This is a genomic window from Aquitalea sp. S1-19 (genome assembly GCF_024343515.1).
Map to the genome: position 1 here is coordinate 1 of NZ_RJTZ01000039.1, position 26,262 is coordinate 26,262.

General features: G+C 59.8%; 30 protein-coding genes. 25 read left to right on the plus strand and 5 right to left on the minus strand.

Annotated elements, in window-relative coordinates:
* Positions 1 to 472 (minus strand): sigma factor-like helix-turn-helix DNA-binding protein (locus tag EGI20_RS07785; protein WP_498631000.1); only part of this gene is annotated, 472 nt, incomplete at its 3' end.
* Between the two features lie 192 nt (positions 473 to 664).
* On the opposite strand from EGI20_RS07785, the gene ilvB reads away from it, so the two are divergent.
* From ilvB to ilvC, 3 genes are all read left to right on the plus strand, one after another.
* Entirely contained in the window at positions 665 to 2,425 is a 1,761-nt protein-coding gene (gene ilvB, locus EGI20_RS07790; protein ID WP_160794911.1) for a biosynthetic-type acetolactate synthase large subunit, read from the plus strand.
* A gap of 14 nt (positions 2,426 to 2,439) precedes the next feature.
* Positions 2,440 to 2,931 carry an acetolactate synthase small subunit gene (ilvN, locus tag EGI20_RS07795; RefSeq protein WP_124735081.1) on the plus strand — a complete coding sequence of 164 codons (492 nt, stop codon included), beginning with the start codon at positions 2,440 to 2,442 and terminating at the stop codon, positions 2,929 to 2,931.
* A gap of 84 nt (positions 2,932 to 3,015) precedes the next feature.
* Entirely contained in the window at positions 3,016 to 4,032 is a 1,017-nt protein-coding gene (ilvC, locus tag EGI20_RS07800; RefSeq protein ID WP_124735082.1) for a ketol-acid reductoisomerase, read from the plus strand.
* Between the two features lie 63 nt (positions 4,033 to 4,095).
* On the opposite strand, the gene asd is transcribed toward ilvC, so the two are convergent.
* Complete coding sequence (gene asd, locus EGI20_RS07805) at positions 4,096 to 4,935, minus strand: archaetidylserine decarboxylase (RefSeq protein WP_498631001.1); 840 nt, start codon at positions 4,933 to 4,935, stop codon at positions 4,096 to 4,098.
* 233 nt (positions 4,936 to 5,168) lie between these two features.
* Here asd and EGI20_RS07810 point away from each other — a divergent pair, with 233 nt between their 5' ends.
* Positions 5,169 to 6,962 (plus strand): 2-isopropylmalate synthase, encoded by a 1,794-nt coding sequence (locus EGI20_RS07810; protein WP_498631002.1) that lies wholly within the window; start codon positions 5,169 to 5,171, stop codon positions 6,960 to 6,962.
* Between the two features lie 241 nt (positions 6,963 to 7,203).
* On the opposite strand, the gene EGI20_RS07815 is transcribed toward EGI20_RS07810, so the two are convergent.
* Positions 7,204 to 7,899, minus strand: a complete 696-nt coding sequence (locus tag EGI20_RS07815) for a PEP-CTERM sorting domain-containing protein (protein WP_498631003.1) — start codon at positions 7,897 to 7,899, stop codon at positions 7,204 to 7,206.
* Positions 7,900 to 8,183: 284 nt separating this feature from the next.
* Between EGI20_RS07815 and EGI20_RS07820 the strand changes: the two genes are divergently transcribed.
* Together EGI20_RS07820 and EGI20_RS07825 are read left to right on the plus strand one after the other, a co-directional pair.
* A complete protein-coding gene (locus tag EGI20_RS07820) occupies positions 8,184 to 8,759 on the plus strand; it encodes a xanthine phosphoribosyltransferase (RefSeq protein WP_498631004.1) in 576 nt (191 codons plus the stop codon).
* Between the two features lie 205 nt (positions 8,760 to 8,964).
* A complete protein-coding gene (locus EGI20_RS07825; RefSeq protein WP_498631005.1) occupies positions 8,965 to 10,263 on the plus strand; it encodes an anaerobic C4-dicarboxylate transporter in 1,299 nt (432 codons plus the stop codon).
* 62 nt (positions 10,264 to 10,325) lie between these two features.
* Here the strand turns inward: EGI20_RS07825 and EGI20_RS07830 are convergent, their stop codons facing one another.
* On the minus strand, positions 10,326 to 10,643 hold the full coding sequence (locus EGI20_RS07830) for a hypothetical protein (RefSeq protein WP_498631006.1): 318 nt from the start codon (positions 10,641 to 10,643) through the stop codon (positions 10,326 to 10,328).
* Positions 10,644 to 10,843: 200 nt separating this feature from the next.
* Between EGI20_RS07830 and coxB the strand changes: the two genes are divergently transcribed.
* Genes coxB through EGI20_RS07855 form a run of 5 tightly spaced genes read left to right on the plus strand, consistent with a single transcriptional unit; the run spans position 10,844 to position 15,207 of the window.
* Entirely contained in the window at positions 10,844 to 11,956 is a 1,113-nt protein-coding gene (gene coxB, locus EGI20_RS07835; protein ID WP_498631007.1) for a cytochrome c oxidase subunit II, read from the plus strand.
* Positions 11,957 to 11,965: 9 nt separating this feature from the next.
* Positions 11,966 to 13,597, plus strand: a complete 1,632-nt coding sequence (gene ctaD, locus EGI20_RS07840) for a cytochrome c oxidase subunit I (protein ID WP_498631008.1) — start codon at positions 11,966 to 11,968, stop codon at positions 13,595 to 13,597.
* Between the two features lie 11 nt (positions 13,598 to 13,608).
* Complete coding sequence (locus EGI20_RS07845; protein ID WP_498631009.1) at positions 13,609 to 14,136, plus strand: cytochrome c oxidase assembly protein; 528 nt, start codon at positions 13,609 to 13,611, stop codon at positions 14,134 to 14,136.
* Positions 14,133 to 14,321, plus strand: coding sequence for a DUF2970 domain-containing protein (locus EGI20_RS07850; protein ID WP_498631010.1), 189 nt, complete (start codon positions 14,133 to 14,135; stop codon positions 14,319 to 14,321). The genes EGI20_RS07845 and EGI20_RS07850 overlap by 4 nt, the downstream gene beginning before the upstream one ends.
* A gap of 1 nt (position 14,322) precedes the next feature.
* Complete coding sequence (locus EGI20_RS07855; protein ID WP_498631011.1) at positions 14,323 to 15,207, plus strand: cytochrome c oxidase subunit 3; 885 nt, start codon at positions 14,323 to 14,325, stop codon at positions 15,205 to 15,207.
* Positions 15,208 to 15,223: 16 nt separating this feature from the next.
* Here EGI20_RS07855 and EGI20_RS07860 read toward each other — a convergent pair whose 3' ends face one another.
* Positions 15,224 to 15,415 (minus strand): twin transmembrane helix small protein, encoded by a 192-nt coding sequence (locus EGI20_RS07860; protein ID WP_160794925.1) that lies wholly within the window; start codon positions 15,413 to 15,415, stop codon positions 15,224 to 15,226.
* Between EGI20_RS07860 and EGI20_RS07865 the strand changes: the two genes are divergently transcribed.
* The 14 genes from EGI20_RS07865 to EGI20_RS07930 all read left to right on the plus strand — a co-directional run.
* Positions 15,414 to 16,115 carry an SURF1 family cytochrome oxidase biogenesis protein gene (locus tag EGI20_RS07865; protein WP_498631012.1) on the plus strand — a complete coding sequence of 234 codons (702 nt, stop codon included), beginning with the start codon at positions 15,414 to 15,416 and terminating at the stop codon, positions 16,113 to 16,115. The two genes, EGI20_RS07860 and EGI20_RS07865, sit on opposite strands and share 2 nt — an antisense overlap.
* Positions 16,112 to 16,597, plus strand: a complete 486-nt coding sequence (locus EGI20_RS07870; protein WP_498631013.1) for a redox-active disulfide-containing membrane protein — start codon at positions 16,112 to 16,114, stop codon at positions 16,595 to 16,597. The genes EGI20_RS07865 and EGI20_RS07870 overlap by 4 nt, the downstream gene beginning before the upstream one ends.
* Before the next feature lie 41 nt (positions 16,598 to 16,638).
* Positions 16,639 to 17,682: a COX15/CtaA family protein gene (locus tag EGI20_RS07875; protein WP_498631014.1), complete on the plus strand. Its 1,044-nt coding sequence runs from the start codon at positions 16,639 to 16,641 to the stop codon at positions 17,680 to 17,682.
* Positions 17,679 to 18,578 carry a heme o synthase gene (gene cyoE, locus EGI20_RS07880; protein WP_498631015.1) on the plus strand — a complete coding sequence of 300 codons (900 nt, stop codon included), beginning with the start codon at positions 17,679 to 17,681 and terminating at the stop codon, positions 18,576 to 18,578. Before EGI20_RS07875 ends, cyoE begins: the two co-directional genes overlap by 4 nt.
* A complete protein-coding gene (locus EGI20_RS07885; protein WP_498631016.1) occupies positions 18,578 to 19,156 on the plus strand; it encodes an SCO family protein in 579 nt (192 codons plus the stop codon). The genes cyoE and EGI20_RS07885 overlap by 1 nt, the downstream gene beginning before the upstream one ends.
* Before the next feature lie 41 nt (positions 19,157 to 19,197).
* Positions 19,198 to 19,959: a flagellar brake protein gene (locus EGI20_RS07890; protein WP_498631017.1), complete on the plus strand. Its 762-nt coding sequence runs from the start codon at positions 19,198 to 19,200 to the stop codon at positions 19,957 to 19,959.
* Between the two features lie 21 nt (positions 19,960 to 19,980).
* Positions 19,981 to 20,622, plus strand: coding sequence for an ATP phosphoribosyltransferase (gene hisG, locus EGI20_RS07895; protein ID WP_124735098.1), 642 nt, complete (start codon positions 19,981 to 19,983; stop codon positions 20,620 to 20,622).
* Between the two features lie 9 nt (positions 20,623 to 20,631).
* A complete protein-coding gene (gene hisD, locus EGI20_RS07900) occupies positions 20,632 to 21,930 on the plus strand; it encodes a histidinol dehydrogenase (RefSeq protein ID WP_498631018.1) in 1,299 nt (432 codons plus the stop codon).
* An 84-nt stretch (positions 21,931 to 22,014) separates the two neighbouring features.
* Positions 22,015 to 23,085 carry a histidinol-phosphate transaminase gene (gene hisC / locus EGI20_RS07905; RefSeq protein ID WP_498631019.1) on the plus strand — a complete coding sequence of 357 codons (1,071 nt, stop codon included), beginning with the start codon at positions 22,015 to 22,017 and terminating at the stop codon, positions 23,083 to 23,085.
* A gap of 3 nt (positions 23,086 to 23,088) precedes the next feature.
* Positions 23,089 to 23,682, plus strand: coding sequence for an imidazoleglycerol-phosphate dehydratase HisB (hisB, locus tag EGI20_RS07910; protein ID WP_498631020.1), 594 nt, complete (start codon positions 23,089 to 23,091; stop codon positions 23,680 to 23,682).
* A complete protein-coding gene (gene hisH, locus EGI20_RS07915) occupies positions 23,679 to 24,320 on the plus strand; it encodes an imidazole glycerol phosphate synthase subunit HisH (RefSeq protein WP_124735102.1) in 642 nt (213 codons plus the stop codon). Before hisB ends, hisH begins: the two co-directional genes overlap by 4 nt.
* 21 nt (positions 24,321 to 24,341) lie before the next feature.
* Positions 24,342 to 25,082 (plus strand): 1-(5-phosphoribosyl)-5-[(5-phosphoribosylamino)methylideneamino]imidazole-4-carboxamide isomerase, encoded by a 741-nt coding sequence (gene hisA, locus EGI20_RS07920; RefSeq protein WP_498631021.1) that lies wholly within the window; start codon positions 24,342 to 24,344, stop codon positions 25,080 to 25,082.
* A 135-nt stretch (positions 25,083 to 25,217) separates the two neighbouring features.
* Entirely contained in the window at positions 25,218 to 25,982 is a 765-nt protein-coding gene (gene hisF / locus EGI20_RS07925; RefSeq protein ID WP_498631022.1) for an imidazole glycerol phosphate synthase subunit HisF, read from the plus strand.
* Positions 25,983 to 26,093: 111 nt separating this feature from the next.
* Positions 26,094 to 26,262 (plus strand): phosphoribosyl-AMP cyclohydrolase (locus tag EGI20_RS07930; RefSeq protein WP_498631023.1); only part of this gene is annotated, 169 nt, incomplete at its 3' end.

The window sequence follows — 26,262 nt, forward strand, 5'->3', positions numbered from 1 at the left end:
GGCGGCCAGCGTGCTCATGCCGGGCAAGGGCGCGGGACGAAAGTGCCATGCTTTGTGCCGCTTGTTGCGGACTGAACCCCAGCCAGTGGCGCAATAGATAGGCCTGCCGGTCTGCGTCCGGCAATAAGGCCAGCGCGGCATGGATGAGGGCAGGTGCTTCGCTGCTAGCCGGCCAGTGTGACTCCGGGGCTGGCGTGGCCAGCATTTCCAGCAGGATGGGCGCATCCGCATCCTGTAGTGCGGCTTGGCGCCATAGGCGGGCAGGGCGGCGGCAGGCTTGTGTCAGCGTGCGCTGGAATAACAGTGGCAGCTGCTCCGGCCTTGCCGCGCCATGGCGGGTGATGGTGAGCAGCATGGCGCGCGTCAGCGCCTGTCGGGCCGCCTGCGTGTCCGGCAGCACCAGCATGGCTTGATACAGGGCTTTGGGCATGGTCGAAACCAGAAAACCGGACAGTTGCTTGCGGGTAGCCATCAATAGTATGGAATAGGGGTAAGACGCTATCTTAACAAAGCGCAGTCCATCAGGGTATGAATGCAGCAAAGGCCGGTTTTTCCAGCGTGCTCATGCCTTGTGCGGCTGCACAAAAGCGCTTGACCGTGTTTTGGCAGATACGCTATGGTCATTAACTGCAACGGGACGCAATAGAGATAAGTAGAGGCCAAGATGCAAATATCGGGCGCGGAAATACTGGTCCGCAGCCTGCAGGAAGAAGGTGCCGAGTATATTTTCGGTTACCCCGGCGGCGCGGTTCTAGAAATATACGATGCCATCTTCAGGCAGAACCAGTTCAAGCATGTACTGGTGCGGCATGAGCAGGCAGCCATCCATGCGGCGGACGCATATTCGCGTTCCAGCGACAAGGTCGGCATTGCGCTGGTGACCTCCGGTCCCGGCGCGACCAATGCCGTGACCGGTATTGCGACCGCTTATATGGATTCGATTCCGCTGGTGGTGATTTCCGGCCAGGTCGCGACGCCGGCCATCGGCATGGATGCTTTCCAGGAAGTCGACATGGTGGGCATCACCCGCCCGTGCGTGAAGCACAACTTCCTGGTCAAGGACATCAAGGATCTGGCAGAGACGATCAAGAAGGCGTTTTATATCGCCAAGACCGGCCGCCCAGGTCCGGTGGTGGTGGATATTCCCAAGGATGTGACCCAGGCGCTCGCCGAATTCGCCTATCCGGACAGTGTGCATATCCGCTCCTATCTGCCGGTGACGCGCGGCCACCCCGGCCAGATCAAGAAGGCCGTCGGCCTGTTGATGGGCGCCAAGCGTCCATATATCTATGTGGGCGGGGGCGCGGTGCAAGGTGGCGCGGCAGCAGAAGTGACCGAGCTTGTGCGTTCGCTGGGCCTGCCGTGTACCAATACCCTGATGGGGCTGGGTGCCTATCCGGGCTCGGACCCGCAGTTTCTCGGCATGCTGGGCATGCATGGCACCTACGAAGCCAATATGGCGATGCAGAATTGCGACGTGCTGATTGCCATCGGTGCGCGTTTTGATGATCGCGTGATCAGCGTGCCCGAGCATTTCCTGTCATCCCCGAAAAAGATCGTGCATATCGACGTCGACCCCAGCTCGATCGCCAAGCGGGTCAAGGTGGATGTGCCTATCGTCGGTGACGTCAAGCATGTGCTCAAAGAGATGCTGGAGCTGATCCGCGCCTCCGGCGAGCGCCCGGACGCCGCTGCGCTTGCCGACTGGTGGCAGCAGATCGAGGCCTGGCGTTCTCGTGACTGCCTGCTGTACAAGCCGTCCAGCGAATTCATCAAGCCGCAGTCCGTGGTGCAGGCGCTCTATGAGATTACCGGTGGTAATGCCATCGTGACCTCCGACGTGGGCCAGCACCAGATGTGGGCGGCGCAGTACTACAAATTCGATAGACCCAAGCAGTGGCTGAACTCGGGTGGTCTTGGCACCATGGGCTTCGGCTTGCCGGCAGCCATGGGTGCGCAGCTGGCTAATCCGGATGCCACCGTCGCCTGTATTACCGGCGAAGGCTCGATCCAGATGAATATTCAGGAACTGTCGACCTGCAAGCAGTACCACACGCCGGTCAAGGTGATCTCGCTTAATAACCGTTATCTGGGCATGGTGCGCCAGTGGCAGGAATTCTTCTACGGCACGCGCTATTCCGAGTCGTATATGGATGCGCTGCCCGACTTCGTGAAGATTGCCGAGGCCTATGGCCACGTCGGCATGAAGATCGAGAGCCCGGCCGATGTCGAGCCGGCACTGCGCGAGGCCTTCAGTGCCAAGCTCAAAGAGCGGCTGGTGTTCATGGATTTCCGTACCGACCAGTCGGAAAACGTGTTCCCGATGATACGCAACGGCAAGGGGCTGGATCAGATGGATCTGCCGCCGCATATGCGCGAAGACGATGCGCCGCCGGCCAATCGTGACTACGGCAACCTGTGCTGAGCGGAGAGATCACCATGAAACACATTCTTTCCATTTTGCTGGAAAACGAAGCCGGTGCCTTGTCCCGCGTAGTGGGGCTGTTTTCGGCACGCGGCTACAACATTGACTCGTTGACGGTATCGACTACCGAAGACCCGACGCTGTCGCGCATGACCATTGTGACGCACGGGTCCGACGACGTGATCGAACAGATTACCAAGCAGCTCAACAAGCTGATCGAGGTAGTCAAGGTGATCGACCTGAACGAGTCCGAACACATCGAGCGCGAGCTGATGCTGATCAAGGTGCGCGCTACCGGCAAGGAGCGCGAGGAGATGAAGCGGATGGCGGATATTTTCCGTGGCCGCATTATCGACGTCACCGAAAAGACTTACACCATAGAACTGACTGGAACCACGGAAAAGCTCGGCGCCTTTATCGAGGCCATAGACCGTGCGGTGATTCTGGAAACGGTCAGAACCGGTGCCTCCGGCATCGGCCGTGGTGAACGCATTCTGAAGATTTAACGGAGTCCGGCAAGAAGCGCCGGGGGATAGTTGCCGGCGCTGCGGTTTCTCCATCCATAACATAACGACACAAGGAAAAACAAAATGAAGGTTTATTACGATAAAGACGCCGACCTCTCCATCATCAAAGACAAGCGCGTTGCCATCATCGGTTACGGCTCGCAGGGTCATGCCCATGCACAGAACCTGAAGGAGTCCGGTGTCGAGGTGGTGGTGGGTCTGCGCAAGGATGGCGCATCGTGGGCCAAGGCTGAAGCGGCCGGTCACAAGGTGAAAGAAGTCGCCGAAGCAGTGAAAAAGGCCGACGTGGTGATGATCTTGCTGCCGGACGAGAGCCAGCCTGACGTCTACGCCAAGGATATCGCCCCTAACCTGAAAAAAGGCGCGGCACTGGCCTTCGCTCACGGTTTCAACATCCATTACAACCAGATCGTACCGGCTGCCGATATCGACGTGATCATGGTTGCCCCTAAGGGCCCTGGCCACACCGTGCGTTCCGAGTATGTGAAGGGTGGCGGCGTACCGACCCTGATCGCCGTGTACCAGGACAACTCCGGCAAGGCGCGCGACATCGCCCTCTCTTACGCGGCAGCCAACGGCGGCACCAAGGGCGGCGTGATCGAGACCAACTTCCGCGAAGAGACCGAAACCGACCTGTTCGGCGAACAGGCCGTGCTGTGCGGTGGTGCCGTCGAGCTGGTGAAAGCCGGTTTCGAGACGCTGACCGAAGCCGGTTACGCCCCGGAAATGGCCTACTTCGAGTGCCTGCACGAGCTGAAGCTGATCGTCGACCTGATGTACGAAGGCGGCATCGCCAACATGAACTACTCGATCTCGAACAACGCCGAGTACGGCGAGTACGTGACCGGGCCGGAAGTGGTGACCTCCGCCACCAAGGAAGCGATGAAGAAGGCGCTGTACCGCATCCAGTCGGGCGAATACGCCAAGATGTTCATCCTCGAAGGCAAGACCAACTACCCATCGATGACCGCCCGTCGCCGTCTGAACGCCGATCATCCGATTGAAAAAGTGGGTGCCGAACTGCGCGCGATGATGCCGTGGATCGCCAAGAACAAGCTGGTTGACCAGTCCAAGAACTAAGCCTGTTTAGTGCATGAAAAAAGCCGGGATATTGTCCCGGCTTTTTTGCGTCTGGCGGCAGGTTTAATCCGCCATCGCCTCGCCCATGCGTACCGCCTTGGACGGCGCCCATTCGGGCTTGAATGCACACTGGCCTTCAGGGAATAGCAGCACCACGGTCGATCCCAGCAAGAAGCGGCCCATTTCCTCGCCTTTTTTCAGGCGGATATCCTGATCCCGGTAGTCCCAGTGGCGCACGTCCTTGCTGCGTGGCGGATTGACCACGCCATGCCATACGGTGGCCATGCTGCCGACGATGGTGGCGCCGACCAGTACCAGCACGAATTCACCCTCTGGGCCGTCGAATACGCATACCACGCGTTCGTTGCGGGCGAACAGCGCATCGACGCCGCGGGCGGTGGCCGGGTTGACCGAGAACAACTCGCCCGGCACATAGCTCATGGACAGCAGGCGGCCATCGCACGGCATATGGATGCGGTGGTAGTCGCGCGGGCTCAGATAGATGGTGGCGAACTGGCCATGCTCGAAGCGCTTGGCCAGTGTGCTGTCGCCGGCGAGCAAGGCGGTGGTGCTATAAGACTTGCCCTTGGCCTGGAAGATCTGGCCGGATTCGATGCGGCCAAACTGGCTGATTGCGCCATCAACCGGACAGATGAGTGCGCTATCGGCCAGCGGGCGGACACCGGGCTTGAGCGCACGGGTAAAGAATTCGTTAAAGCTTGGATAGGCGGCAGGATCCGGCTGTGCTGCCTCGGCCATATTGACCTGGTAGCGGCTAATAAAGTCGCGGATCAGCTTCTGGGTCAGGCTGCCTGCTTGGCGGCTGGCAATAAAACCGGACAGGCGGGTGATGGCCAGCTTGGGTAGTACATGCTGCAGCAGCACGAATAGGCGCTCGGACAAGGGCAATCCCCAAAAGTCAAAAGGAATGAATTATATCCTATCTGCTTGTCCGGGGTGCCTGGCATGGCTTTCCGTACAGTTTCCTTGCATAAAAAAGACACAAAATCGGACTAAATGTCTAATTTTGCGTATTAGACACGTTTTTTTGCGGAAATTAAAAATTCTTTGGCATATTGTTTGACGTTGTGTCTTTTTTTTCCTAATCTATGACAAACAGTCAGCAGGAGAGCGCAATGCAGTTGGACATCGAACGATTGATCGCCGATTTCGGCGGTCCCGGGGTTATCGCCGAGGCCTTGAGTCTGGCTTTTCCGGATGAACCGGTGTCGCGGGCCGCAATCTATAAGTGGCGCGAGCGGGGCAGTTTGCCGCTGGCGCAACTGAACAAGCTGGCGCAGCTGGCAGCAAGCCAGGGCAGGAGATTTGACTACAGCGACTATCTGGTCGGCGTGAGGCTGACTGGCGGACAGAGGAGAGCATTCGATATGGGCGACCGTTTGATCGTTTTTGATACTACCTTGCGCGATGGTGAGCAGTCGCCGGGTGCATCCATGACCCGCGAAGAAAAGCTGCGCATTGCACGCCAGCTTGAGCGTCTGGGCGTAGATGTCATCGAGGCTGGCTTTGCAGCGGCCAGTGCCGGGGATGCCGAATCCATCCGCAGCATCGCCGAAGCCATTCGCGAGTCGACCGTGTGCTCGCTGGCGCGTGCCAATGAGCGTGACATCCGCGCCGCGGGCGAGGCGATTACGCCGGCCGCGCGTGGCCGCATCCACACCTTTATCGCCACCAGCCCCATCCATATGGAAAAGAAGCTGCGCATGAGCCCGGACGAGGTGATCGAGGCGGCGGTGAAGGCGGTGAAGCTGGCGCGCGAATATACCGATGACGTCGAATTCTCGGCCGAGGATGCGCTGCGCTCCGATCCGACTTTTCTTGCGCACATCTTTGGCGAGGTCATTGCGGCGGGTGCGTCCACCATCAATGTGCCCGATACCGTGGGCTATGCCGTACCGCGCGTGACCGAAGCCTTTTTCCGCGATCTGATCGGTGCCACGGTCGGTGGCCAGCGTGTCGTATGGTCGGCGCATTGCCACAACGATCTGGGCATGGCGGTGGCCAATAGCCTGGCAGCGGTGCTGGGCGGGGCGCGTCAGGTCGAGTGCACCATCAATGGTCTGGGCGAGCGTGCCGGCAATGCCGCGCTGGAAGAAATCGTCATGGCGGTCAAGACGCGGCGCGATGTCTTTAATCTGGAGACCCGTATCGATACCAGCCAGATCGTGCCAGCCTCGCGTCTGGTGTCGACCATTACCGGCTATCCGGTGCAGCCGAACAAGGCCATTGTCGGTGCCAATGCCTTCGCCCACGAGTCCGGCATCCATCAGGATGGCGTGCTCAAGCATCGTGAAACCTATGAAATCATGTCGGCCGAGTCGGTCGGCTGGAGCGCCAACCGCCTGACGCTGGGCAAGTTGTCCGGACGCAATGCCTTCAAGACCAAGCTTGCGGCGCTGGGCATCATTATCGATAGCGAAGAAGCGCTGAATGCCGCCTTCACCCGCTTTAAGGAACTGGCCGACAAGAAGCGCGAGATTTTCGACGAAGACCTGCATGCGCTGGTGTCGGATGAACTGGTTGCCATCGAGCAGGAAGACTACAAATTCGTCTCGCTGAAAGTCGCGACCGAAACCGGCGAGCCGCCGCTGGCATCCATCGTGTTCGCCCAGCATGGCGCCGAGCAGCGTGCCGAGTCCAGCGGTTCCGGCCCGGTTGATGCTGCCTTCAAGGCGATCGAGAGCGTGGTGAATAGCGGGGCGGAGCTTGAGCTGTATTCGGTCAATGCCATCACCAAGGGTACCGAATCGCAGGGCGAAGTGACGGTGCGTCTGGAAAAGGAAGGGCGCATCGTCAATGGTCAGGGCGCAGACACTGACATTATCGTTGCCAGCGCCAAAGCTTATCTGTCGGCGCTGAACAAGCTGTCGCACAAGGACGAGCGCCTGAAGGCACAAGGAGACGTTTGACCCTGCCCATTTTTTAATCCGGTACGCCGTTGCCAGACGCCGTGTGGTTCCAGACCATTTCCGTCCCGTTGCAAGTTCGGATAACACGGTGTTTAGCGCGGCAAGCCACAAGGTTTCATTACACCCTTTTGATTGAAACCCCAGGCCCACAAGGCCGCCCCACAAGCACACCGGCTCATAAGGCGCGGACGCAAGACAAGCCGACCCAGGAGGTCGGCCTTGTCGCGTCGGTTAATGGGGGCTAGCTCAGGATAATGCCGCTTTTTTTGCCGGCATTTTTGCTGCGACGGCGCGTGATAGCCGCCATCAGTCCCAGCCCGGCCAGCATCATGGCGTACGTTTCCGGTTCGGGAACTTGTGCCGCGAGTACATAATCCTGATAGTTGCCATTGGTCAGCTTTTGGGTTGACCAGGTGATTTTGGATGCATCCAGACTCTTGGCTTCAGCCAGCCACTGGTTCGCACTCTGGTAGGCCGATTGGTGGGTGCTAGACAAATTGGCGGCACCAAACTGGCCGGAAGTCCACGGTGCATACTTGACCTGGAAATTGTCTTTGGCTTCATTGACGATTTCCCATACGGCCAGCTGGAAGGCAAGGCCAGATGTCAGGTTGGTCACCTTGTGGTTGGCGACGGTATATAGCCGGTTGAGCATGTCGCCATCGGCAGGCGAGAAGCTGGCCAGCGAGTAGTTTTGAGCGGCCCAGCTTAGCGGCTGGTTCAGCTCGACACAGTAGGTCGAGAACGACTTGCCATCCAGCGTGCCTTTTAGAGTGCCGGCACCGACATTTTGCCAGCTCCAGCCAGCGTTGCTGGTGATGGAGGCGTTGGCGAGCGGAGTCTTGCTCTGATCCAGATCCAGTGTCATGACATTGGCCTGAGCTGCCAATGGCAGACAGAGCATGACGATAGCGCCGGCTTTAAAGAGATGTTTCATGGGCTTCTCCTGCTGCAATTTTTATGGCTTAAGATTGTGTGGGGACTGAACACCTCTTCAGGTATCCCCGCTGCTTATATCTAGCCGGTCGTTTTTGTTTAGTCAAAATATGTTTAAATTGATTAAATGGTTGTGTTTGTCGTGCCATTATTTGGATAGCAGATGGTGACGGTTTGTTCGTAACCGTATTGAAGTAATTTTTAGCATATGTAATGGCTCTGACATTACATGCGCACGCAGTGCTACAATGGCGCGCATTTTCATGCACCCGCCTCCTTCACACCATGCAGCTACTCAAAGATAAAATCCTCAGCGATGGCCGTCTGCTCGACGGTTATGTACTCAAGGTCGACAATTTTCTCAATCACCAGCTGGATGTGGCTTTGCTGGATGCGATGGGCGCCGAGTTTGCCCGCCGCTTTGCCGGGGTTAAGGTTGACAAGATCCTGACGGTTGAAGCCTCGGGGATTGCGGTCGCAGTGATGGCTGCACGTCATTTCGGCAATGTGCCGGTGGTGTTTGCCAAGAAGACCGAGAGCCTGACGCTGGATCAGGATGCCTACGAGAGTGATGTCTACTCGTTTACCAAGCAGAAGACTTATCGCGTGCGTGTCTCGCGTCGTTATCTCGCGCCGGGCGAGAAAGTGCTGGTGCTGGATGACTTCCTGGCCAACGGTCATGCCGCCTGCGGTCTGATCGATATTGTGCGTCAGGCACAGGGCGAGGTGGTGGGCGTAGGCATCGTGATCGAGAAGGGCTTCCAGAGCGGGCGCAAACTGATCGAAGAAGCGGGCGTGTCGCGGGTCGAGTCGCTGGCTATTTTGAGCAGCATTGCGGATGGCAAGATCGCATTCGCCTGAGTCTCTCCCGGATACCTGACTGTGCGCCTGATATGGGCCTGTCGCTGCTGCGGCAGGCCCATTTTACTTTTCCCTGTGTTTTTAATGCGTAAAGCATTGCTTGTCTGCGCCAAATCAAAAAAAAATCCGGCTATTACCATAGGATGGCGAGCAATGCGCGTATTGGATGCAAGTGGTATCTATTTGTAATAAAGGGAAGTCAATAATGATAGGGCTAGAATTAGCAATCGTGCTGGGCGCCATTTTTCTGGGTGCCAGGCTGGGCGGGATAGGCATCGGTTTTGCCGGTGGATTGGGGGTGGTGGCTCTGGCCGTGCTGGGCGTTGCGCCGGGGAATATCCCGTGGGATGTGATCCTGATCATTATGTCGGTGATTGCCGCCATTGCGGCCATGCAGGTTGCCGGCGGTATGGATTATCTGGTGGGGCAGGCGGAAAAGCTGCTGCGCAAGCATCCGAAGTACATCACCTATCTTGCGCCTATGGTGACCTACTCTATGACGCTGATGGCCGGTACCGGCCACACCGCATTTTCCACCTTGCCGGTGATTGCCGAAGTGGCGAAAGAGCAGGGCATACGGCCGTCGCGCCCATTGTCCATTTCGGTGGTGTCTTCGCAGATTGCGATTACCGCCTCGCCCATTTCGGCGGCGGTGATATTTGTCTCCGGCATTCTCGAGCCGCTGGGCGTGGGGTATTTGCAGTTGCTGGCGATCACGATACCGACTTCGCTGGCCGCCGTGTTGCTGACCTCGGTGGTGGCCAATCGTCTGGGTTGCGAACTCAAGGATGACCCGGTCTATCAGGAGCGCCTGGCCAAGGGGCAGGTGACGATACGTGGTGGGCAGAAACTGGAAATCCTGCCGCACGCCAAGCTGTCGGTCGGCCTGTTTCTGATCGCCATTGTGGCGGTGATGCTGTACGCAACGGCTATTTCGCCGACCGTGGGCCTGATCGAAAAACCGGTGATGCCGCGTAACGATGCGATTATGGCGATCATGCTGTCGGCTGCAACCGTGATTACCCTGCTGTGCAAGGTGGATACCGGCAAGGTACTCAATGCGGCAACCTTCAAGTCCGGCATGTCGGCCTGTGTCTGCGTGATGGGTGTGGCCTGGCTGGGAGACACTTTTGTTGCCGCTCATATCGACGGCATCAAGGAAACCGCCAGTACCTTGCTCGACAACTACCCGTGGATGCTGGCCGTGGTGCTGTTCTTTGCATCCATGCTGCTTTATTCGCAAGCCGCCACCGCCAAGGCCTTGCTGCCTGCCGCCCTGTTGCTTGGGGTCAGCCCGCTGACGGTGATTGCCTCGTTTGCGGCGGTGTCGGCGCTGTTTGTGCTGCCGACTTACCCTACGCTACTGGCGGCGGTGGAAATGGATGAAACCGGCTCGACCCGCATCGGCAAGGCTGTGTTCAACCATCCGTTTATTATTCCGGGTGTGCTGGCTATCAGTTTGTCGGTATTGTTCGGCTTCTTGCTGGGTGGACTTGTGCTGTAAGCGACGGCCCCGCAAACAAAAAGGCACCCGAAGGGTGCCTTTTTTACGTCTATGGCCGGGGCTCAGGGCATATTGGCGGTAAACACGCGGTTGCCGCCGACGGTACCGATGAAGGGGGCGCCGGCATTTTCGGCCGAGGGTATGACGCCGCTCATGGTGGCGGCTTTACCGCTGGCGGTGGTGCCCTGGCAAACCAGCGTATTGGTATTGCCGGCGTTCTCGCAAGCCAGCGGGCCGGCCAGCGGGTGACCGGCATCGGCAAACCATTGCGCGCCGTAGGCGGCGACATTATTGCGCACGGTCGGCGCCATCATGGTCTGGCAGGCGGAGAGCAGCAGGGTAAGCAGCAGCAGGCTGGTCAGGCGGGAGGTTTTTTTCATGTTGAACTCCATGGCAGGATGAATGGGCCACCCCTGGACGGAGTGGCTACCGTTTCATTTTATGTTAAGCGCAATGCAGCATCGGTAATTCTTGCACACACCGGATTCTGTCCTAGCATCAGTGAATCAACCGTCATTTTAAAGGTTGTGTTTGCATCCATTAGGCCTGATTGGGCCGGGGTTTATGCTGAGGGGACATCATGCTGCCATTGCGCCTAGCCTTGATCGTGTCTGCGCTGTTGCCGGGCGTGGTGCTGGCGGCCGAGCTTAACTTGCAGCCGCCGGTGACCAGCGTGGCGCGCAGTATTTATGATCTGCATACGCTGCTGCTGTATATCACGGTTGCCATCGTCGTCATCGTCTTTAGCGTGATGTTTTACGCCATCATCCGCCACCGCAAGTCAGCGGGGCGCAGTGCCAAGCAATTCCACGAAAACACCACGGTCGAGATTATCTGGACCGCCATCCCGCTGCTGATTCTGGTTGGTATGGCGTGGCCTGCCACGCAAGCCATTCTGGCGCAAAAAAGCACGCGCGGCGAAGACATGACGGTCAAGGTGACCGGCTATCAGTGGAAATGGCAGTACGACTATCTGGATGATGGCGTGGCTTTTATGAGCCATCTGACTACGCCGCGCGACGGTACGCTCAAGACTGCCGGCGGGCCGTATTTGCTGGAAGTCGATGAGCCCCTGGTGGTGCCGACCGGCAAGAAGGTCAGGCTGCTGCTGACCGCCAATGATGTGATCCATTCATGGTGGGTGCCGGCACTGGGGGTGAAGCAGGATGCCATTCCCGGTTATGTGCGTGACACCTGGTTTAAGGTCGATACACCCGGCATCTATCGCGGCCAGTGTGCCGAGCTATGCGGCAAGGATCATGGCTTCATGCCCATTGTGGTCGATGCGCGCAGCCCGGAAGACTACCAGCAGTGGCTGGCGGCGAAAAAAGTAGCGGCCGCGGCCAAGGCGGAAGATCCGAACAAGGTCTGGACCTTGCCGGATCTGATGGCACGCGGCGAGAAGGTCTATCAGCAGAACTGTGTCGCCTGCCATCAGGCCAATGGTGCTGGTGTGCCCGGTACTTTCCCCGCGCTCGCCGGCTCGAAAATGGCCACCACCGACAAGCCCGGCCATATCGATATGGTGCTGAACGGCAGCAAGAAAAATGCGGCGATGGCGGCCTGGGGCAAGCAGTTGTCCGATACCGAGATCGCGGCGGTCATCAGCTACGAGCGCAATGCCTGGGGGAATAACACCGGCGACGCGGTTCAGCCCAAAGATATCAAGGCCGCGCGCGGCGGCAAGGCTTAAGGAGGCAGTATGAATATCGCCGATGGCACCCAGGTCGCCTCCCATATCCAGCATGACAAACCGCGCGGCCTTGCCCGCTGGCTATTCGCCACCAACCACAAAGATATCGGCACGCTATATCTGTGGTTTTCCTTCGCCATGTTCATCTCCGGCGGGGTGATGGCACTGGGCATACGCGCCGAGCTGTTCAGTCCGGGGCTGCAGTTCTGGCAGCCCGAGCTATTCAACCAGCTCACCACCCTGCACGGCCTGGTGATGGTGTTCGGTGCCATCATGCCGGCCTTCACCGGCCTCGCTAACTGGATGCTGCCCTTGATGATAGGCGCGCCGGATATGGCGTTTGCGCGCATGAACAACTGGAGCTTCTGGCTGCTACCGCCGGCGGCGCTCTTGCTGATGATCTCGTTCTGGGTACCCGGCGGCGCGGCCGCCGCCGGCTGGACGCTGTACGCACCGTTGTCGACCCAGGGAGGGATGGGTACCGACCTGACCATCTTCGCCATCCACATCCTCGGGGTGAGTTCGATCATGGGCGCGATCAATATCGTGGTCACCGTACTCAACCTGCGCGCGCCGGGCATGACGCTGATGAAGATGCCGATGTTCGCCTGGGCCAGCCTGATCACCGCCTACCTGATTATCGCGGTGATGCCGGTGCTGGCCGGGGTGGTGACCATGGTGCTGACCGACCGCCACTTCGGCACCCACTTCTTTAATGCCGCCGGTGGTGGCGACCCGGTGATGTACCAGCATATCTTCTGGTTCTTCGGCCACCCCGAGGTCTACATCATGGCCTTGCCGGCGTTCGGCATCGTCAGCCAGGTGATTCCGACCTTCGCCCGCAAGCCGCTATTCGGCTATACGTCGATGGTGTACGCCACCTCCAGCATCGCCATCCTCAGCTTTATGGTGTGGGCACACCATATGTTTACTACCGGCATGCCGGCCACCGCCCAGCTGTTCTTTATGTACGCGACCATGCTGATTGCGGTGCCGACCGGGGTGAAAGTGTTCAACTGGGTGGCGACCATGTGGGAAGGGGCGATGACCTTCGAAACGCCGATGCTGTTCGCCATCGGTTTCGTGATGCTGTTCACCATAGGCGGCCTGTCCGGCGTGATCCTGTCGGTGGCGGCGGTCGATATCCAGTTGCAGGATACCTATTACGTGGTGGCACATTTCCACTATGTACTGGTGGCCGGTGCGCTGTTCAGTCTGTTCTCCGCTGTTTATTACTGGTTTCCCAAGATGACCGGCAAGATGTATTCGGAGAAGCTGGGCCAGTTGCATTTCTGGTGGTCGCTGGTGTGGTTCAACATCACCTTTTTCCCCATGCACTTTCTGGGTCTGGCCGGCATGCCGCGCCGCATTCCCGATTACGCCTTGCAGTTCACCGACTTTAACGCCATCGCCAGCGTCGGCGCCTTTATGTTCGGTTTCGGCCAGCTGATCTTCTTCTACAACATGGTGCGCTCCATCCGCCATGGTCAGCCTGCACCGCAAAAGCCATGGGAAGGCGGCAATACGCTGGAGTGGGCGATCGCCACGCCAGCGCCGTATCACAGTTTTGTGGTCGCGCCGCAGCTGGAGGTGGGTGACAACGGCGTGATTCTTGAGATGAAGGGCGGCGAGCACCATTGAGGGTGAGAGCCATGCGCGACAACCGCATCCTGCTGAAAAAGCTGCTGCTGATTGCCTGCCTGATGTTCGGCTTTGCCTGGGCGCTGATTCCCATGTACCGGGTGATCTGCGAGGTAACCGGCATCAACCGCGTGGTCAAGGCCGATGCGGCACCGGCCGGCGGCAGCAGTATCGCGCCGGGCGTGCCGGTCAAGCTGGTATTCGATGCCAATGTTCAGCCCGGCTTGCCGTGGCAGGTCAAGCCCTTGGTGCGCAGCATGATGGCGCGTACCGGCGAGTTTGTCCGCGTCGACTACGAAATCACCAATGCCAGCAACCGGCGTGTGGTCGGCCAGGCCATTCCGCGCTATCTGCCGGCCGCCGCCGGGCCTTATGTGCATAAGCTCGACTGTTTTTGCTTCAAGGAACAGGCTTTTGCGCCGGGCGAGACGCGGCGCTTTCCGGTGGTGTTCGTGGTGTCGCGTGAATTGCCGGCCGAGCTGAGCGAGTTGACGCTGGCCTACACCGTGTTCGATGTGCCGGGCAAGGTGGCGCCATGAGACTGTGGGCAGCGCTGCGGGCGGTGCTGTCGGCCTTTGGCGGGGTGAGAAAAAGGCAGGCAGCCGAGTCTGACCGGCGCTTGAAACCGTACGAAATCATTGCCGCCGCCTTATTGCTGGCGCTGCTGCTGATCGTATTTTTACTGTGGGTTGTGCGCCGGGTGACACATGGCGCGGGAGGCTGAGATGCAAGGACATGGCACAGCGGCAGGCGAAGAATCGGCCGCGCAGCAAACACGCTATTTTGTTCCGCCGCCATCGCGCTGGCCGCTGGTCGGTGCGGTGGCCTTGTTCTGCATCGGACTAGGGGCGGCATTTGCGCTGAACGGCATGTTGCTGGGGCCGCTGTCGCTGGGCGCCGGGGTCGCCATCCTGGTGTGGATGCTGGTGGGCTGGTTTCGCGATGTGATACGCGAGAGTCGTGCCGGCAGCTATCGCGCGCGCGAAGACATGTCGTTCCGCTGGGGCATGGGCTGGTTCATCTTTTCCGAAGTCATGTTTTTTGCCGCCTTCTTCGGCGCGCTCTACTACGTGCGTGTGATTGCGCTGCCCGAACTGGGGGACGAGACGCACAAATTGCTATGGCCCGATTTCAATCCGGCCTGGCCCTTGCAGACCGCGCCCGGCATTGATGCCGTTTACCAGGCAATGGGCGCATGGGGTCTGCCGGCCATCAATACCGCCATTTTGTTGAGCTCGGGCGGCACGCTGACCTGGGCGCACTGGGGCATGATCGAAGGCAAACGTAGCCAGCTGGCCTGGGGGCTGGGCATCACCGTGTTGCTGGGCTGTCTGTTCCTGAGCCTGCAAGCCTATGAGTACCACCATGCCCTGAGCGAGCTGGGGCTGTCCTTCGCCTCCGGCGCCTACGGCATGACCTTTTACATGATGACCGGCTTTCACGGCATGCATGTTCTGGTCGGGACGCTGATTCTGGCGGTGATTTGGGTGCGCGTGTTGCGCGGCCATTTCAGCGAGCACAACCACTTTGCCTTCGAAGCCGCCGCCTGGTACTGGCACTTTGTTGATGTGGTGTGGCTGCTGCTGTTTGTATTTGTGTATTGGTTGTGAGTAGAGAGGGGGAGGGTTAATGGCTTCCCCACCCGCCTGACAGACGCGAGGCTATCAGCAGCAGAAACAGGCCGATGGATAGCGCAATGCGCAAGGTGAGGGCGCGTACCGTACGTGTACGGTCAGCGTCAGGACGCAGCAGGCCAAAGAGCGCGGAAAACAGTGCAAGCAGGATGGCCAGCAAGGCAAGGACGATAAGGATTTTCATGAGGTTTGCGCCCAAGAGTCTGTCTTTGAAGACTAGTGTCATTATCGGCTGCTGTCTGCTGCCGTTTGTGCTCAGCCTGTGGCAGTGGCAGCGCGGTGTCACACGCAGTGCCGAGCTGGCTGCCGTCGAAGCGGCGGCCTTGCAGTCGCCGCAGGCCATGACGACGGCGGATCGGGTGGCCGCACCGGATAGGCGCCGGGTCCGGGTCGAGGGAAGGGTGTCGGGCGATGTTTTGCTATGGCAGGGCACGGGTTTGGGCGGACGTCCGGATTACCGCGTATGGCTGCCACTGAGCCTGAGCGATGGCAGCATGGTGATGGTGGATGCGGGACGCATTGCGCCCGATGGCCGCTTACCCGTGCTGCCGCATCGCTTGAGTGGCCATGGCCGCTGGCAGCCATGGCCACAGCTGCTGACCCTGTCCGGTGCGCGACTGGGGCACAAAGGCGTGGTCGATGCGCCTTCGCGCGAGGTGCTGGTGTCCCGTTATGGCGCAAGCCTGCGTGCCGGTGTGGTGGTGCTGGAAGTCCCGCTGGCCGGTTTGCTGGCTTCGCCATTCAAGCCGGCATTCGACCCGCAGCGCCATTTTGCCTATGCCTTGCAATGGCTGTTGCTGGGCTTGTTGTTACTGGCGTCGGCCTGGCGTTTGCTTAAACCCGGCAGGCGATCGCATACGCTGGCGATGGAGGAAGTGCAATGAAAGCGCGTAGCAAGTTGTGGCTGATTCTGGGCGTGTGTGTGGCGCCGGTATTGGCGTCCACGCTGACTTATTTTGCCGCCCCGCCTGACGGCGGCAAGAGCTACGGCACATTGTTGGCCACGCAGACACTGGCTGTCAGCCGGCAAGCGCTCTGGCCCAAGGGCAAGTGGGTGCTGCTCAATGCCGCGCGTGCGCCCTGTGATGCCGAATGCACTCGCCAGCGTTTCAATCTCGGCCAGATTCAACTGGCGCAGGGCGAGGCGGGCGAGAGGCTGGTGTCCTTGACGCTGTTTGATGCCTTCTCGCCGGTTGATACCAGTCAGGTAACGACGCTGATCGGGCGCGAGCCGGCCTTGCTGCCCGGCCTGACCCTGGTCGATCCCTTGGGTAATCAGGTGCTCAATTATCCGCCGGGAGCGGAACCGACCCGCATCATCCGTGAGGTGGCCAAGATCATGAAAACCAATAACGGTCTGGGCTGAGCGGGCGCTGGCGACGTATCGATACCGGGAGAGGGGGAAGCATGAAACCATTACCGCGCAGCATCCATCACCTGCTGATGCTGGCTTTGCTGATTGCCTGCGTCGTGGTGCCCTTGGGCGCTTTTGTCCGCCTGTCCGATGCCGGGCTGGGGTGTCCGGACTGGCCGGGTTGTTATGGCCAGCTGTCGCCGGCCCATGCGCGGGATGTGATTGTCGACATTTACAGCGCAGACCCATATGGGCCGGTCAGCATGGCCAAGGCATGGAAGGAAATGATACACCGCTATCTGGCCGCAGGCCTGGGCGGGGTCATTCTGCTGCTATGTATCACCGCCTGGCGGCGCCGGCTGTCGCTTTCCAGCCGCATGATCAGCACGCTCTTGCTACTGGCCGTGGTGGTGCAGGGCTTGCTTGGCATGTGGACGGTCACCTTGCTGCTCAAGCCGGTGATCGTGTCCTTGCATCTGATAGGCGGCATGCTGATTGTGGCCATGCTGGCGGCGCTGGCCAGCCAGCGCTTTTTGCCGGCGCATGGGGCGGCATTGTGGCAGCGGGTTTTGGCATGGGCGCTGGTCGTGGCGCTGATCGCGCAAATCCTGCTGGGGGGCTGGGTCTCGTCCAATTATGCCGCACTGGCCTGTGAGGGCTTTCCGCAGTGCAACGGGCAGTGGCAGCCGGCTGAAATGCGTTTTGATCATGCTTTCCATCTGACGCGCGAGCTGGGCATGGCCCCCGATGGCGGCTTGCTGTCGTTCGGCCACTTGGTCGCCATCCACTGGGTACACCGAATCGGGGCGGTGCTGGTATCGGCTTTATTGCTGTTGCTGGTGTGGTGCGGACGCCATCAGGCTGACTGGCAGGGGCAGCGCCGCGTTTTATTGCTGTTGTGGTTGCTGCAAATTGCCCTTGGCGTGGCCAATGTCTTGCTGGGTCTTCCCCTGGCACTGGCCGTGGCGCACAACGCCGGCGCCATGTTGTTGCTGGCCTGCGCCTTGGCGCTGGCGCTGCGTTTCACTTCGCCACTATCTGCCGCCGTTGCCGTGCGCGCGCGCCGTTTTGCCCGACTGTCCGGAGAGCAAGCATGACGACACAAATCCTGAACCCTGTCCGCCCTTCCGCCCGCCAGCTCTGGCGTCTGGCCAAGCCGCGCGTGGTGTTGCTGATTGTGTTCTGCGCCGTGATCGGCATGCTGCTGGCGAGTCCCGGTGTGCCCGACATGGCGCTGATGGTGCCGGCAACGCTGGGCATCGCGCTGGTGGCCGGGGCGGCGGCGATGATTAATTGTCTGGTTGAGCGTGGCCTGGATGCGCGCATGCGCCGCACGGCCAGCCGCGCCACGGCTCGCGGCGATGCGGGCGTGGCGCTGACACTGGTCGTTGCATTGACGGCCGGCGGTTTCGGCATGGCCTTGCTGGTGGCTTTTGTCAATGCGCTGACGGCGTGGCTGACGCTGGCGACTTTTGTCGGCTACGCTATTATCTATACCCTGCTGCTCAAGCCCAATACCCCGCAGAATATCGTGATCGGCGGCGCCAGTGGAGCTATGCCGCCGCTGCTTGGCTGGGCCGCGGTGACGGGCGAAGTCAGCGCGATGGCCATGGTGTTGTTTCTGATTATCTATGCCTGGACGCCGCCGCACTTCTGGGCGCTGGCGCTATACCGGCGCGAGGAGTACCGCAGCGCCGGCCTGCCCATGCTGCCGCTCACCCACGGCGAGCGCTTCACCACCTTGACCATGCTGCTGTACTGCATCTTGCTGGCCGCCATTTCGCTATTGCCGGTGGCGCTGGGGGCGAGCGGTCTGCTGTATCTGCTGGCGGCACTGGGGCTGAATGCTTATTTCATCGGGCTTGCCGCCCGTCTGCATCACAAGTATGCTGATGAACTTGCTCGGCGCATGTTTCGCGGGTCGATCTGGTATCTGACCTGGCTGTTTGCGGCGCTGATGTTCGATCACTACTGGCGGATACCCCTGTCCTGATGCTGCGCCGCGTGCTGTTCTGTTGTTGTCTGCTGGCCTTGATGGCATGTACGCCGCAGAGCGCCGCGCCCGCATTCAAGGGCAGCGATATCAGCGGTGTCGCTTTTGGCGGCAATTTCACCCTGACAAATCAGCAGGGAAAGACAGTGTCGCTGGCGGATTTTCGCGGCAAGGCGGTGGCGCTGTTTTTCGGTTACACCCATTGTCCGGATGTCTGTCCGACCACCTTGCTGGAGTATGCGCAGGCCATGAAGGCGCTGGGGCCACAGGCGGACCGGGTGCAGGTCTTGTTTGTGTCGCTGGATCCCGCGCGCGATACCCCGGCAGTACTGGCCGCTTATGTGCCGCATTTCGACCGGCGTTTTATCGGCTTGACCGGTAGCCAGACGCAGGTCGATCGGGTCGCGACCCAATTCAAGGTGGTGGCACAAAAGGTGGCGACAGAAGGCGGCGGCTATACGCTGGACCATAGCGCCGGCTCTTACCTGTTCGATGGTGCCGGCAACTTGCGGGTGTATCAGGCATATGGCACGCCATCGGCTGCGCTAGTTCATGATATTCGGGAGCTGTTGCGGTAGACTGTGCCGATTGATGTCATGTATGTATCAGGATAAGCCCAGTGAGTACAGATTCTCCCAATAATGTGCCCCGTGAACCCGGTTCGCTGGATCTGGCTCAATTTACCCTTACGACCCGGCTGGAAATTGCCCACCATCTGAAAACGATCGCCTTGTCCGGTGCGATGGCGACTTTGTTCGCCAACCACGGCAAGACTTTTGTACTGACCCGTTTGCTGGATGTCGATCTGGATGCCGGCCGTCTGGTGTTCGACTGGGGTGGCAACGAAGAAGCCAACCGCCAGTTGCTGGCCAGCGAGCGCAATGTGTTTGTCTGCGCTCCCGAAGGCGTAAAGACCCAATGTGTGCTGGGCCCGGTACTCCGTATCGAGCATGAGGGGCGCACGGCGCTGGCCGCCGATTTGCCTGAGGCGGTCGTTAAATTGCAGCGTCGCGAGTGTTTCCGCATCCAGACACCGCGGGTCAATCCCTTGTTATGCCGTATTGGCGACTACCCTGGTGCCGCACTGGAACTTGCCCTGTCCGATATCAGCCTGGGGGGCATGGCCTTATTGCTGCCGCAGTCTGGTCTGGCCGGTTTTTCCGTCGGTGATGCTTACCGCGATTGCCATATCGAGCTTAAGCCTTTTGGCGTGCTGGATGTGGCATTCGAGGTGCGTTATAGCCAGACCCAACTGCAGCGTAATGATGTAGAAGTTACCCGTGTTGGCTGCCAGTTCCTGAATATGACTTCGGCGCGCGAAAACCTGGTGCAGCGCTATATCGCCACGCTGGAACGCGAGCGCCGCGCCTTGTCACTCTGATTCTTATTAGAAGTAACGATCATGAAACTGACCATTGCCCTGTCCAAGGGACGTATTTTCGAAGAAACCCTGCCCTTGTTGGCGGCGGCCGGCATTGTGCCGGCCGAGGATCCCGAGTCGTCGCGCAAGCTGGTGATCGACACCAACCACGAACATGTCAAGCTGGTGATCGTGCGCGCCTCCGATGTGCCGACCTATGTGCAATATGGGGCAGCGGATCTGGGCATTGCCGGGCGCGATGTGCTGATCGAGCACGGGGGCGATGGTCTGTATCAGCCGCTGGACTTGAATATTGCGCGCTGCAAAATGATGGTTGCGGTGTCGAACGACTTCGACTACGAGGCTGCGGTCAAGCACGGCGCACGCCTCAAGATTGCCACCAAGTATCCGCAAATCGCACGCGAGCACTTTGCGCGCAAGGGCGTGCACGTCGACATTATCAAGCTGTACGGTTCAATGGAACTGGCCCCTCTGGTCGGGCTGGCTGACGCCATCGTCGATCTGGTCTCGACCGGCAATACGCTGAAAGCCAATAATCTGCTTGCGGTCGAGCACATCCTCGATATCAGCTCGCGGCTGGTGGTGAATCAGGCGGCGCTCAAGCTGAAATATTCGACCATACAGCCGGTGCTGGATGCGTTTGCATCGGCCGTACCGGCCTGAGGGGGACGCATGCAAAAACTGAATAGTACCGAGTCTGGCTTTGCAGCCAAGCTGGCCGCACTGCTGGCCTTCGAGACCGCGCAGGACCCCGAGGTCGATGCCCGTGTCGCCGCCATCTGCGAGGATGTCAAAACCCGTGGCGATGCGGCGCTGGTCGAATACACCAATCGTTTCGACCGCATGCAGGCTACGTCCATGGCCGAGCTGACCCTGACGCGCGCCGAGCTGGAAGCGGCTTTTTTGCGTCTGCCGGATGCACAGCGCGAGGCCCTCACCGCAGCGGCGGCGAGAGTGACGCGCTACCACGAAAAGCAGCGGGCGCAGTCGTGGAGCTATGAAGACGAAGACGGCACGCTGCTGGGACAGCAGGTGAGCGCGCTGGACCGGGTCGGCATTTATGTGCCTGGTGGCAAGGCCTGTTATCCGAGCTCGGTGCTGATGAATGCCTTGCCGGCCAAGGTGGCCGGGGTTGGTGAAATCCTGATGGTGGTGCCGACGCCGGCCGGTGAAAAAAATGATCTGGTGCTGGCGGCGGCTTTTATCGCCGGCGTCGATCAGGTGTTTACCGTGGGGGGGGCTCAGGCTGTCGCCGCGCTGGCTTACGGCACCGAAACCATCACTCAGGTAGACAAGATCACCGGCCCGGGCAATGCCTATGTTGCCGCCGCCAAGCGCCGCGTATTCGGCGTGGTCGGCATCGATATGGTGGCAGGTCCGTCCGAGATTCTGGTGATCTGCGACGGCACAACCGATCCTGACTGGATCGCCATGGACCTCTTTAGCCAGGCCGAACACGACGAGATCGCCCAAGCTATTTTGTTGTGCCCGGACGCGGCCTATATCGCGGCGGTCGAAGCCAGCATCGCGAAGCTGCTGCCTATGATGCCAAGGCGCGCCATTATCGAAGCCAGCCTGAGCAACCGTGGCGCGCTGGTGCAGGTGAGCGATTTGGCCGAGGCCTGCCGCATCGCCAACTATATCGCCCCCGAGCATCTGGAATTGTCGGTGGCCGAGCCAGAAGCCTGGCTGCCAGCGCTCAAACACGCCGGCGCGATCTTTATGGGGCGTTTTACTTCCGAGAGCCTGGGCGACTATTGTGCCGGCCCCAACCATGTCTTGCCGACCAGTCGTACCGCACGTTTTGCCAGCCCCTTGGGTGTCTACGATTTCCAGAAACGCAGCAGCCTGATCCGCGTCTCGCGTGCGGGCGCGCAGCAACTGGGGCAGATTGCCAGCGTGCTGGCCCATGGCGAGGGGCTTACCGCCCATGCGCGCGCGGCTGAGATGAGGATGGAGAGCAAGGCGTAGTACTCGCGCTCTATGTCATATCGCGATACGATATGGACATAACAAGGCCCGTTCAGCGATGACGGGTCGAAACTCAAGATCGAGATGAAATTGTCAGTACAACAATGGATCAGGCCGGAAATTGCCGCGCTGCAGGCTTATCATGTCGCGGATGCAAGCGGTATGGTGAAGCTGGATGCGATGGAAAACCCGTTTCCTTTGCCGCCGGCCTTGCAGGAAGAACTGGGTGCACGCCTTGGCCGTGTTGCCATCAACCGCTACCCCGACCCGGCCGGTGCCGGCCTCAAGCCACGGCTTAAGGCTGCGTTTGCCATCCCCGACCCGGCCGAGGTCTTGCTGGGTAATGGTTCGGATGAGCTGATTACTCTGATTACGCAGACGCTGGCCCGTCCGGGTGCCAAACTGCTGGCGCTTGAGCCATCGTTCGTGATGTACCGCATGAACGCCATCCTGTCCGGCATGGACTATGTCGGCGTGCCCTTGAATGCCGACTTCAGTCTGAATCTGGACGCGACGCTGGCGGCCATTGCAGAGCATCAGCCGGCAGTGGTGTTTATCTCTTACCCCAATAATCCGACCGGCAACCGCTATCCGCGTGCTGCGGTCGAGGCCATTATTGCGGCGGCGCCGGGTCTGGTCGTGGTCGACGAGGCCTATCAGGCTTTTGCCGACGACAGCTTGATGGCTCAGGCCGGCACCGTGCCGAATCTGCTGGTATTGCGCACCGTATCCAAAGTGGGCCTGGCCGGCATCCGCCTGGGTTACGCTGCCGGCCATCCCGCATGGCTGGCTGAAATCGACAAGGTGCGCCCGCCTTACAATATCAATGTGCTGACGCAGGAAGCCGCACATTTCGCGCTTGATCATCTGCCGCTATTCGATGAACAGGCGCACATCCTGCGCGCCGAGCGTACGCGTCTGGCAGCGGCGCTTGCCGCCTTGCCGCAGATGACGGTGTTTGCCAGCGAGGCCAACTTCATCACCTGCCGCCTGCCGGGGGCTTTGGCCGTATTCGATGCGCTCAAGGCAAACAAGATCCTGATCAAGAAACTGGATGGCGCCCATCCGCTGCTGCAGGACTGCCTGCGCTTTACCGTCGGCAGCCCGCAAGAGAACGATGCGCTGCTGGCCGCCCTTTACGACATCCTGAGCTGAACCATGCGTACCGCGACTGTTACCCGCAATACTTCCGAAACGCAGATCACCGTCTCGCTGAATCTTGACGGCAGCGGCATCGGCCGCTTCGATACCGGCGTGCCTTTCCTTGACCATATGCTGGACCAGATCGCGCGCCATGGTCTGATCGACCTCGATATCCATGCGGTCGGTGACCTGCATATCGATGCCCATCACACAGTGGAAGATCTGGGCATTACGCTGGGTCAGGCCTTTGCCCGTGCCATCGGCGACAAGAAGGGCATACGCCGCTATGGTCATGCTTATGTGCCGCTGGACGAGGCGCTGAGCCGGGTCGTGATCGACCTGTCCGGCCGCCCAGGCCTGGTGTACAACATCGAATTCACCCGTGCCAGCATTGGTAATTTCGACGTTGATCTGTTTTCCGAGTTTTTCCACGGCTTCGTCAACCACAGCATGGTGACGCTGCATATCGACAATCTGCGCGGGATCAACAGCCACCATCAGGCCGAGACCGTGTTCAAGGCCTTTGGCCGTGCACTGCGCATGGCGGTCGAGTTTGACGAGCGCATGGCCGGGCAGATGCCCTCGACCAAGGGGACGTTGACGGCATGAAGGTCGCCATTATCGATTACGGCATGGGCAATCTGCACTCGGTGTTGAAATCGGTGCAGGTCGTCAGCGACAGCGGCACCGAAGTCTTTTTGACCTCCGATCCGGACCGTGTGGTCAAAGCCGACAAGGTCGTGTTTCCCGGCCAGGGCGCGATGCCGGACTGCATGCGCGAACTGCGCGCCCACGGTCTGGCCGAGGCGGTGCTGGAAACCACGCGCAGCAAGCCGTTTTTCGGCATTTGCGTCGGCGCCCAGCTCTTGTTCGAACACAGCGCCGAGGGCGACACCGCCGGGCTGGGCATTTTCCCCGGCAATGTCCTGCGTTTTGGCCATGACTTACACGATGCGCACGGCGAGCGCCTGAAGGTGCCGCATATGGGCTGGAACCGTGTGTTTCAGACCCGGCCGCACCCACTGTTTGCCGGCATCGAAGACGGCGAGCGCTTTTATTTTGTCCACAGCTACCATTTCGCGCCTGACGACAGCGCCTTGAGCCTGGCCCAGAGCGAGTATCCCGAACGGTTTTCCTGTATCGTCGGGCGTAATAATATTTTTGCCACGCAGTTCCACACTGAAAAGAGCCACCGCGCAGGGCTTCAGATGATGAAGAATTTCCTTGCCTGGGATGGCTGTGTTTAACCTTCTGTAGATGAATGCATCATGTTGCTGATACCCGCTATCGATCTTAAAGACGGCCAATGCGTACGCCTGAAGCAGGGCGTGATGGACGACGCGACCGTGTTTTCCGACGACCCGGTCAAGGTCGCGCTGCACTGGCGTGATCAGGGCGCCGAGCGCCTGCATCTGGTTGACCTCAACGGTGCTTTTGCCGGCAAGCCCAAGAATCGCGGCATCATCCGCGACATTCTGGGGGCGGTCGGCAAGGACATGGTGGTGCAACTGGGTGGCGGCATCCGCGATCTGGACACCATCGAGGCTTATCTCGATATGGGCCTGAAGTATGTGATTATCGGTACGGCTGCGGTGAAAAACCCCGGCTTCCTGCACGATGCCTGTGATGCCTTCCCCGGCCACGTCATTGTCGGCCTGGATGCCAAGGACGGCATGGTCGCCATCGATGGCTGGGCCAAGGTGACACCGCACAAGGTGATCGATCTGGCCAAGCGTTTTGAAGACTATGGCGTGGTGTCGGTGATCTACACCGATATCGGCCGCGACGGCATGATGAATGGCGTCAATGTCGACGCGACCGTCAAGCTGGCACAGGCGCTGACTGTGCCGGTCATCGCTTCGGGTGGCCTGACCAATCTGGATGATGTCCGTGCCCTGTGCGCGGTACAGGCCGAGGGTATCGAAGGCGCCATCACCGGCCGTGCCATCTACGAAGGCAGCATCGATTTTGCCGAGGCGCAAGCGCTGGCAGACGAACTGTCGGACTGATAGACGGGAGCGGGATGGGGAATAGGGTGTAAGAGGGGGGCGTACCTGCTCCCCACGCCCAGTCCTTCGTGCCCCGCTCCCTACTCACCACTCCCGATCTACTTCCCCCCATTTACCATTCCCGGTTCTACGCCCATGCTCGCCAAACGCATTATTCCCTGTCTTGATGTCAACGCCGGCCGTGTGGTCAAGGGCGTCAATTTTCTTGGCTTGCGTGATGCCGGCGACCCGATCGAGATTGCGAAACGCTACAACGATCAGGGCGCCGACGAGCTGACTTTTCTCGATATCACCGCCAGCTCCGACGAGCGCGATCTGATCCTGCATGTGATCGAAGCGGTGGCCGATCAGGTCTTTATTCCGCTGACCGTGGGAGGCGGCGTGCGTAAAGTCGATGATATCCGCCGCCTGCTCAATGCCGGTGCCGATAAGGTCGGTATCAATACTGCGGCCATCACCAATCCGGACCTGGTGCGCGAGGCAGCCGCACGTTTCGGTTGTCAGGCCATTGTGGTGGCGGTGGATGCCAAGGCGGTGAATGCCGACAACAGCCGCTGGGAAATCTTCACCCACGGCGGACGGCGGGCTACCGGCATCGATGCGGTCGAGTGGGCCGTCAAAATGGCCGACTATGGCGCCGGTGAAATATTGCTGACCAGCATGGACCGCGACGGCACCAAGGCCGGCTTCAATCTGGCGCTCACGCGTGCGGTCGCGGATGCGGTGTCGGTGCCGGTGATCGCCTCTGGCGGCGTCGGCAATCTGCAGCATCTGGTCGACGGGGTCACACAAGGCAAGGCGGATGCGGTGCTGGCTGCCAGTATCTTCCACTTCGGCGAATACACCGTGCGTCAGGCTAAAGAAGCCATGCGCGAGGCGGGGATAGAGGTGAGGTTGTAAGTGCGGTAGCGATGCGGGATCGGGGAGCCGGGATTCGGGAACCGATGTGTTGCCGTGATTTTGGCTCATCCAGAATACTGAGTCCTGAGTCCCGAGAGCTAAAGGAAAACCATGAACAACAGCCCGTGGCTGGATGAAGTGAAGTGGGATGGCAACGGTCTGGTGACCGCCATCGCCCAGGATGAAAAGACCCAGCGCGTGCTGATGGTCGCGTGGATGAACCGTGAGGCCCTGCAGCTGACGGCCGACAGCGGTATCGCTCACTACTACAGCCGCTCGC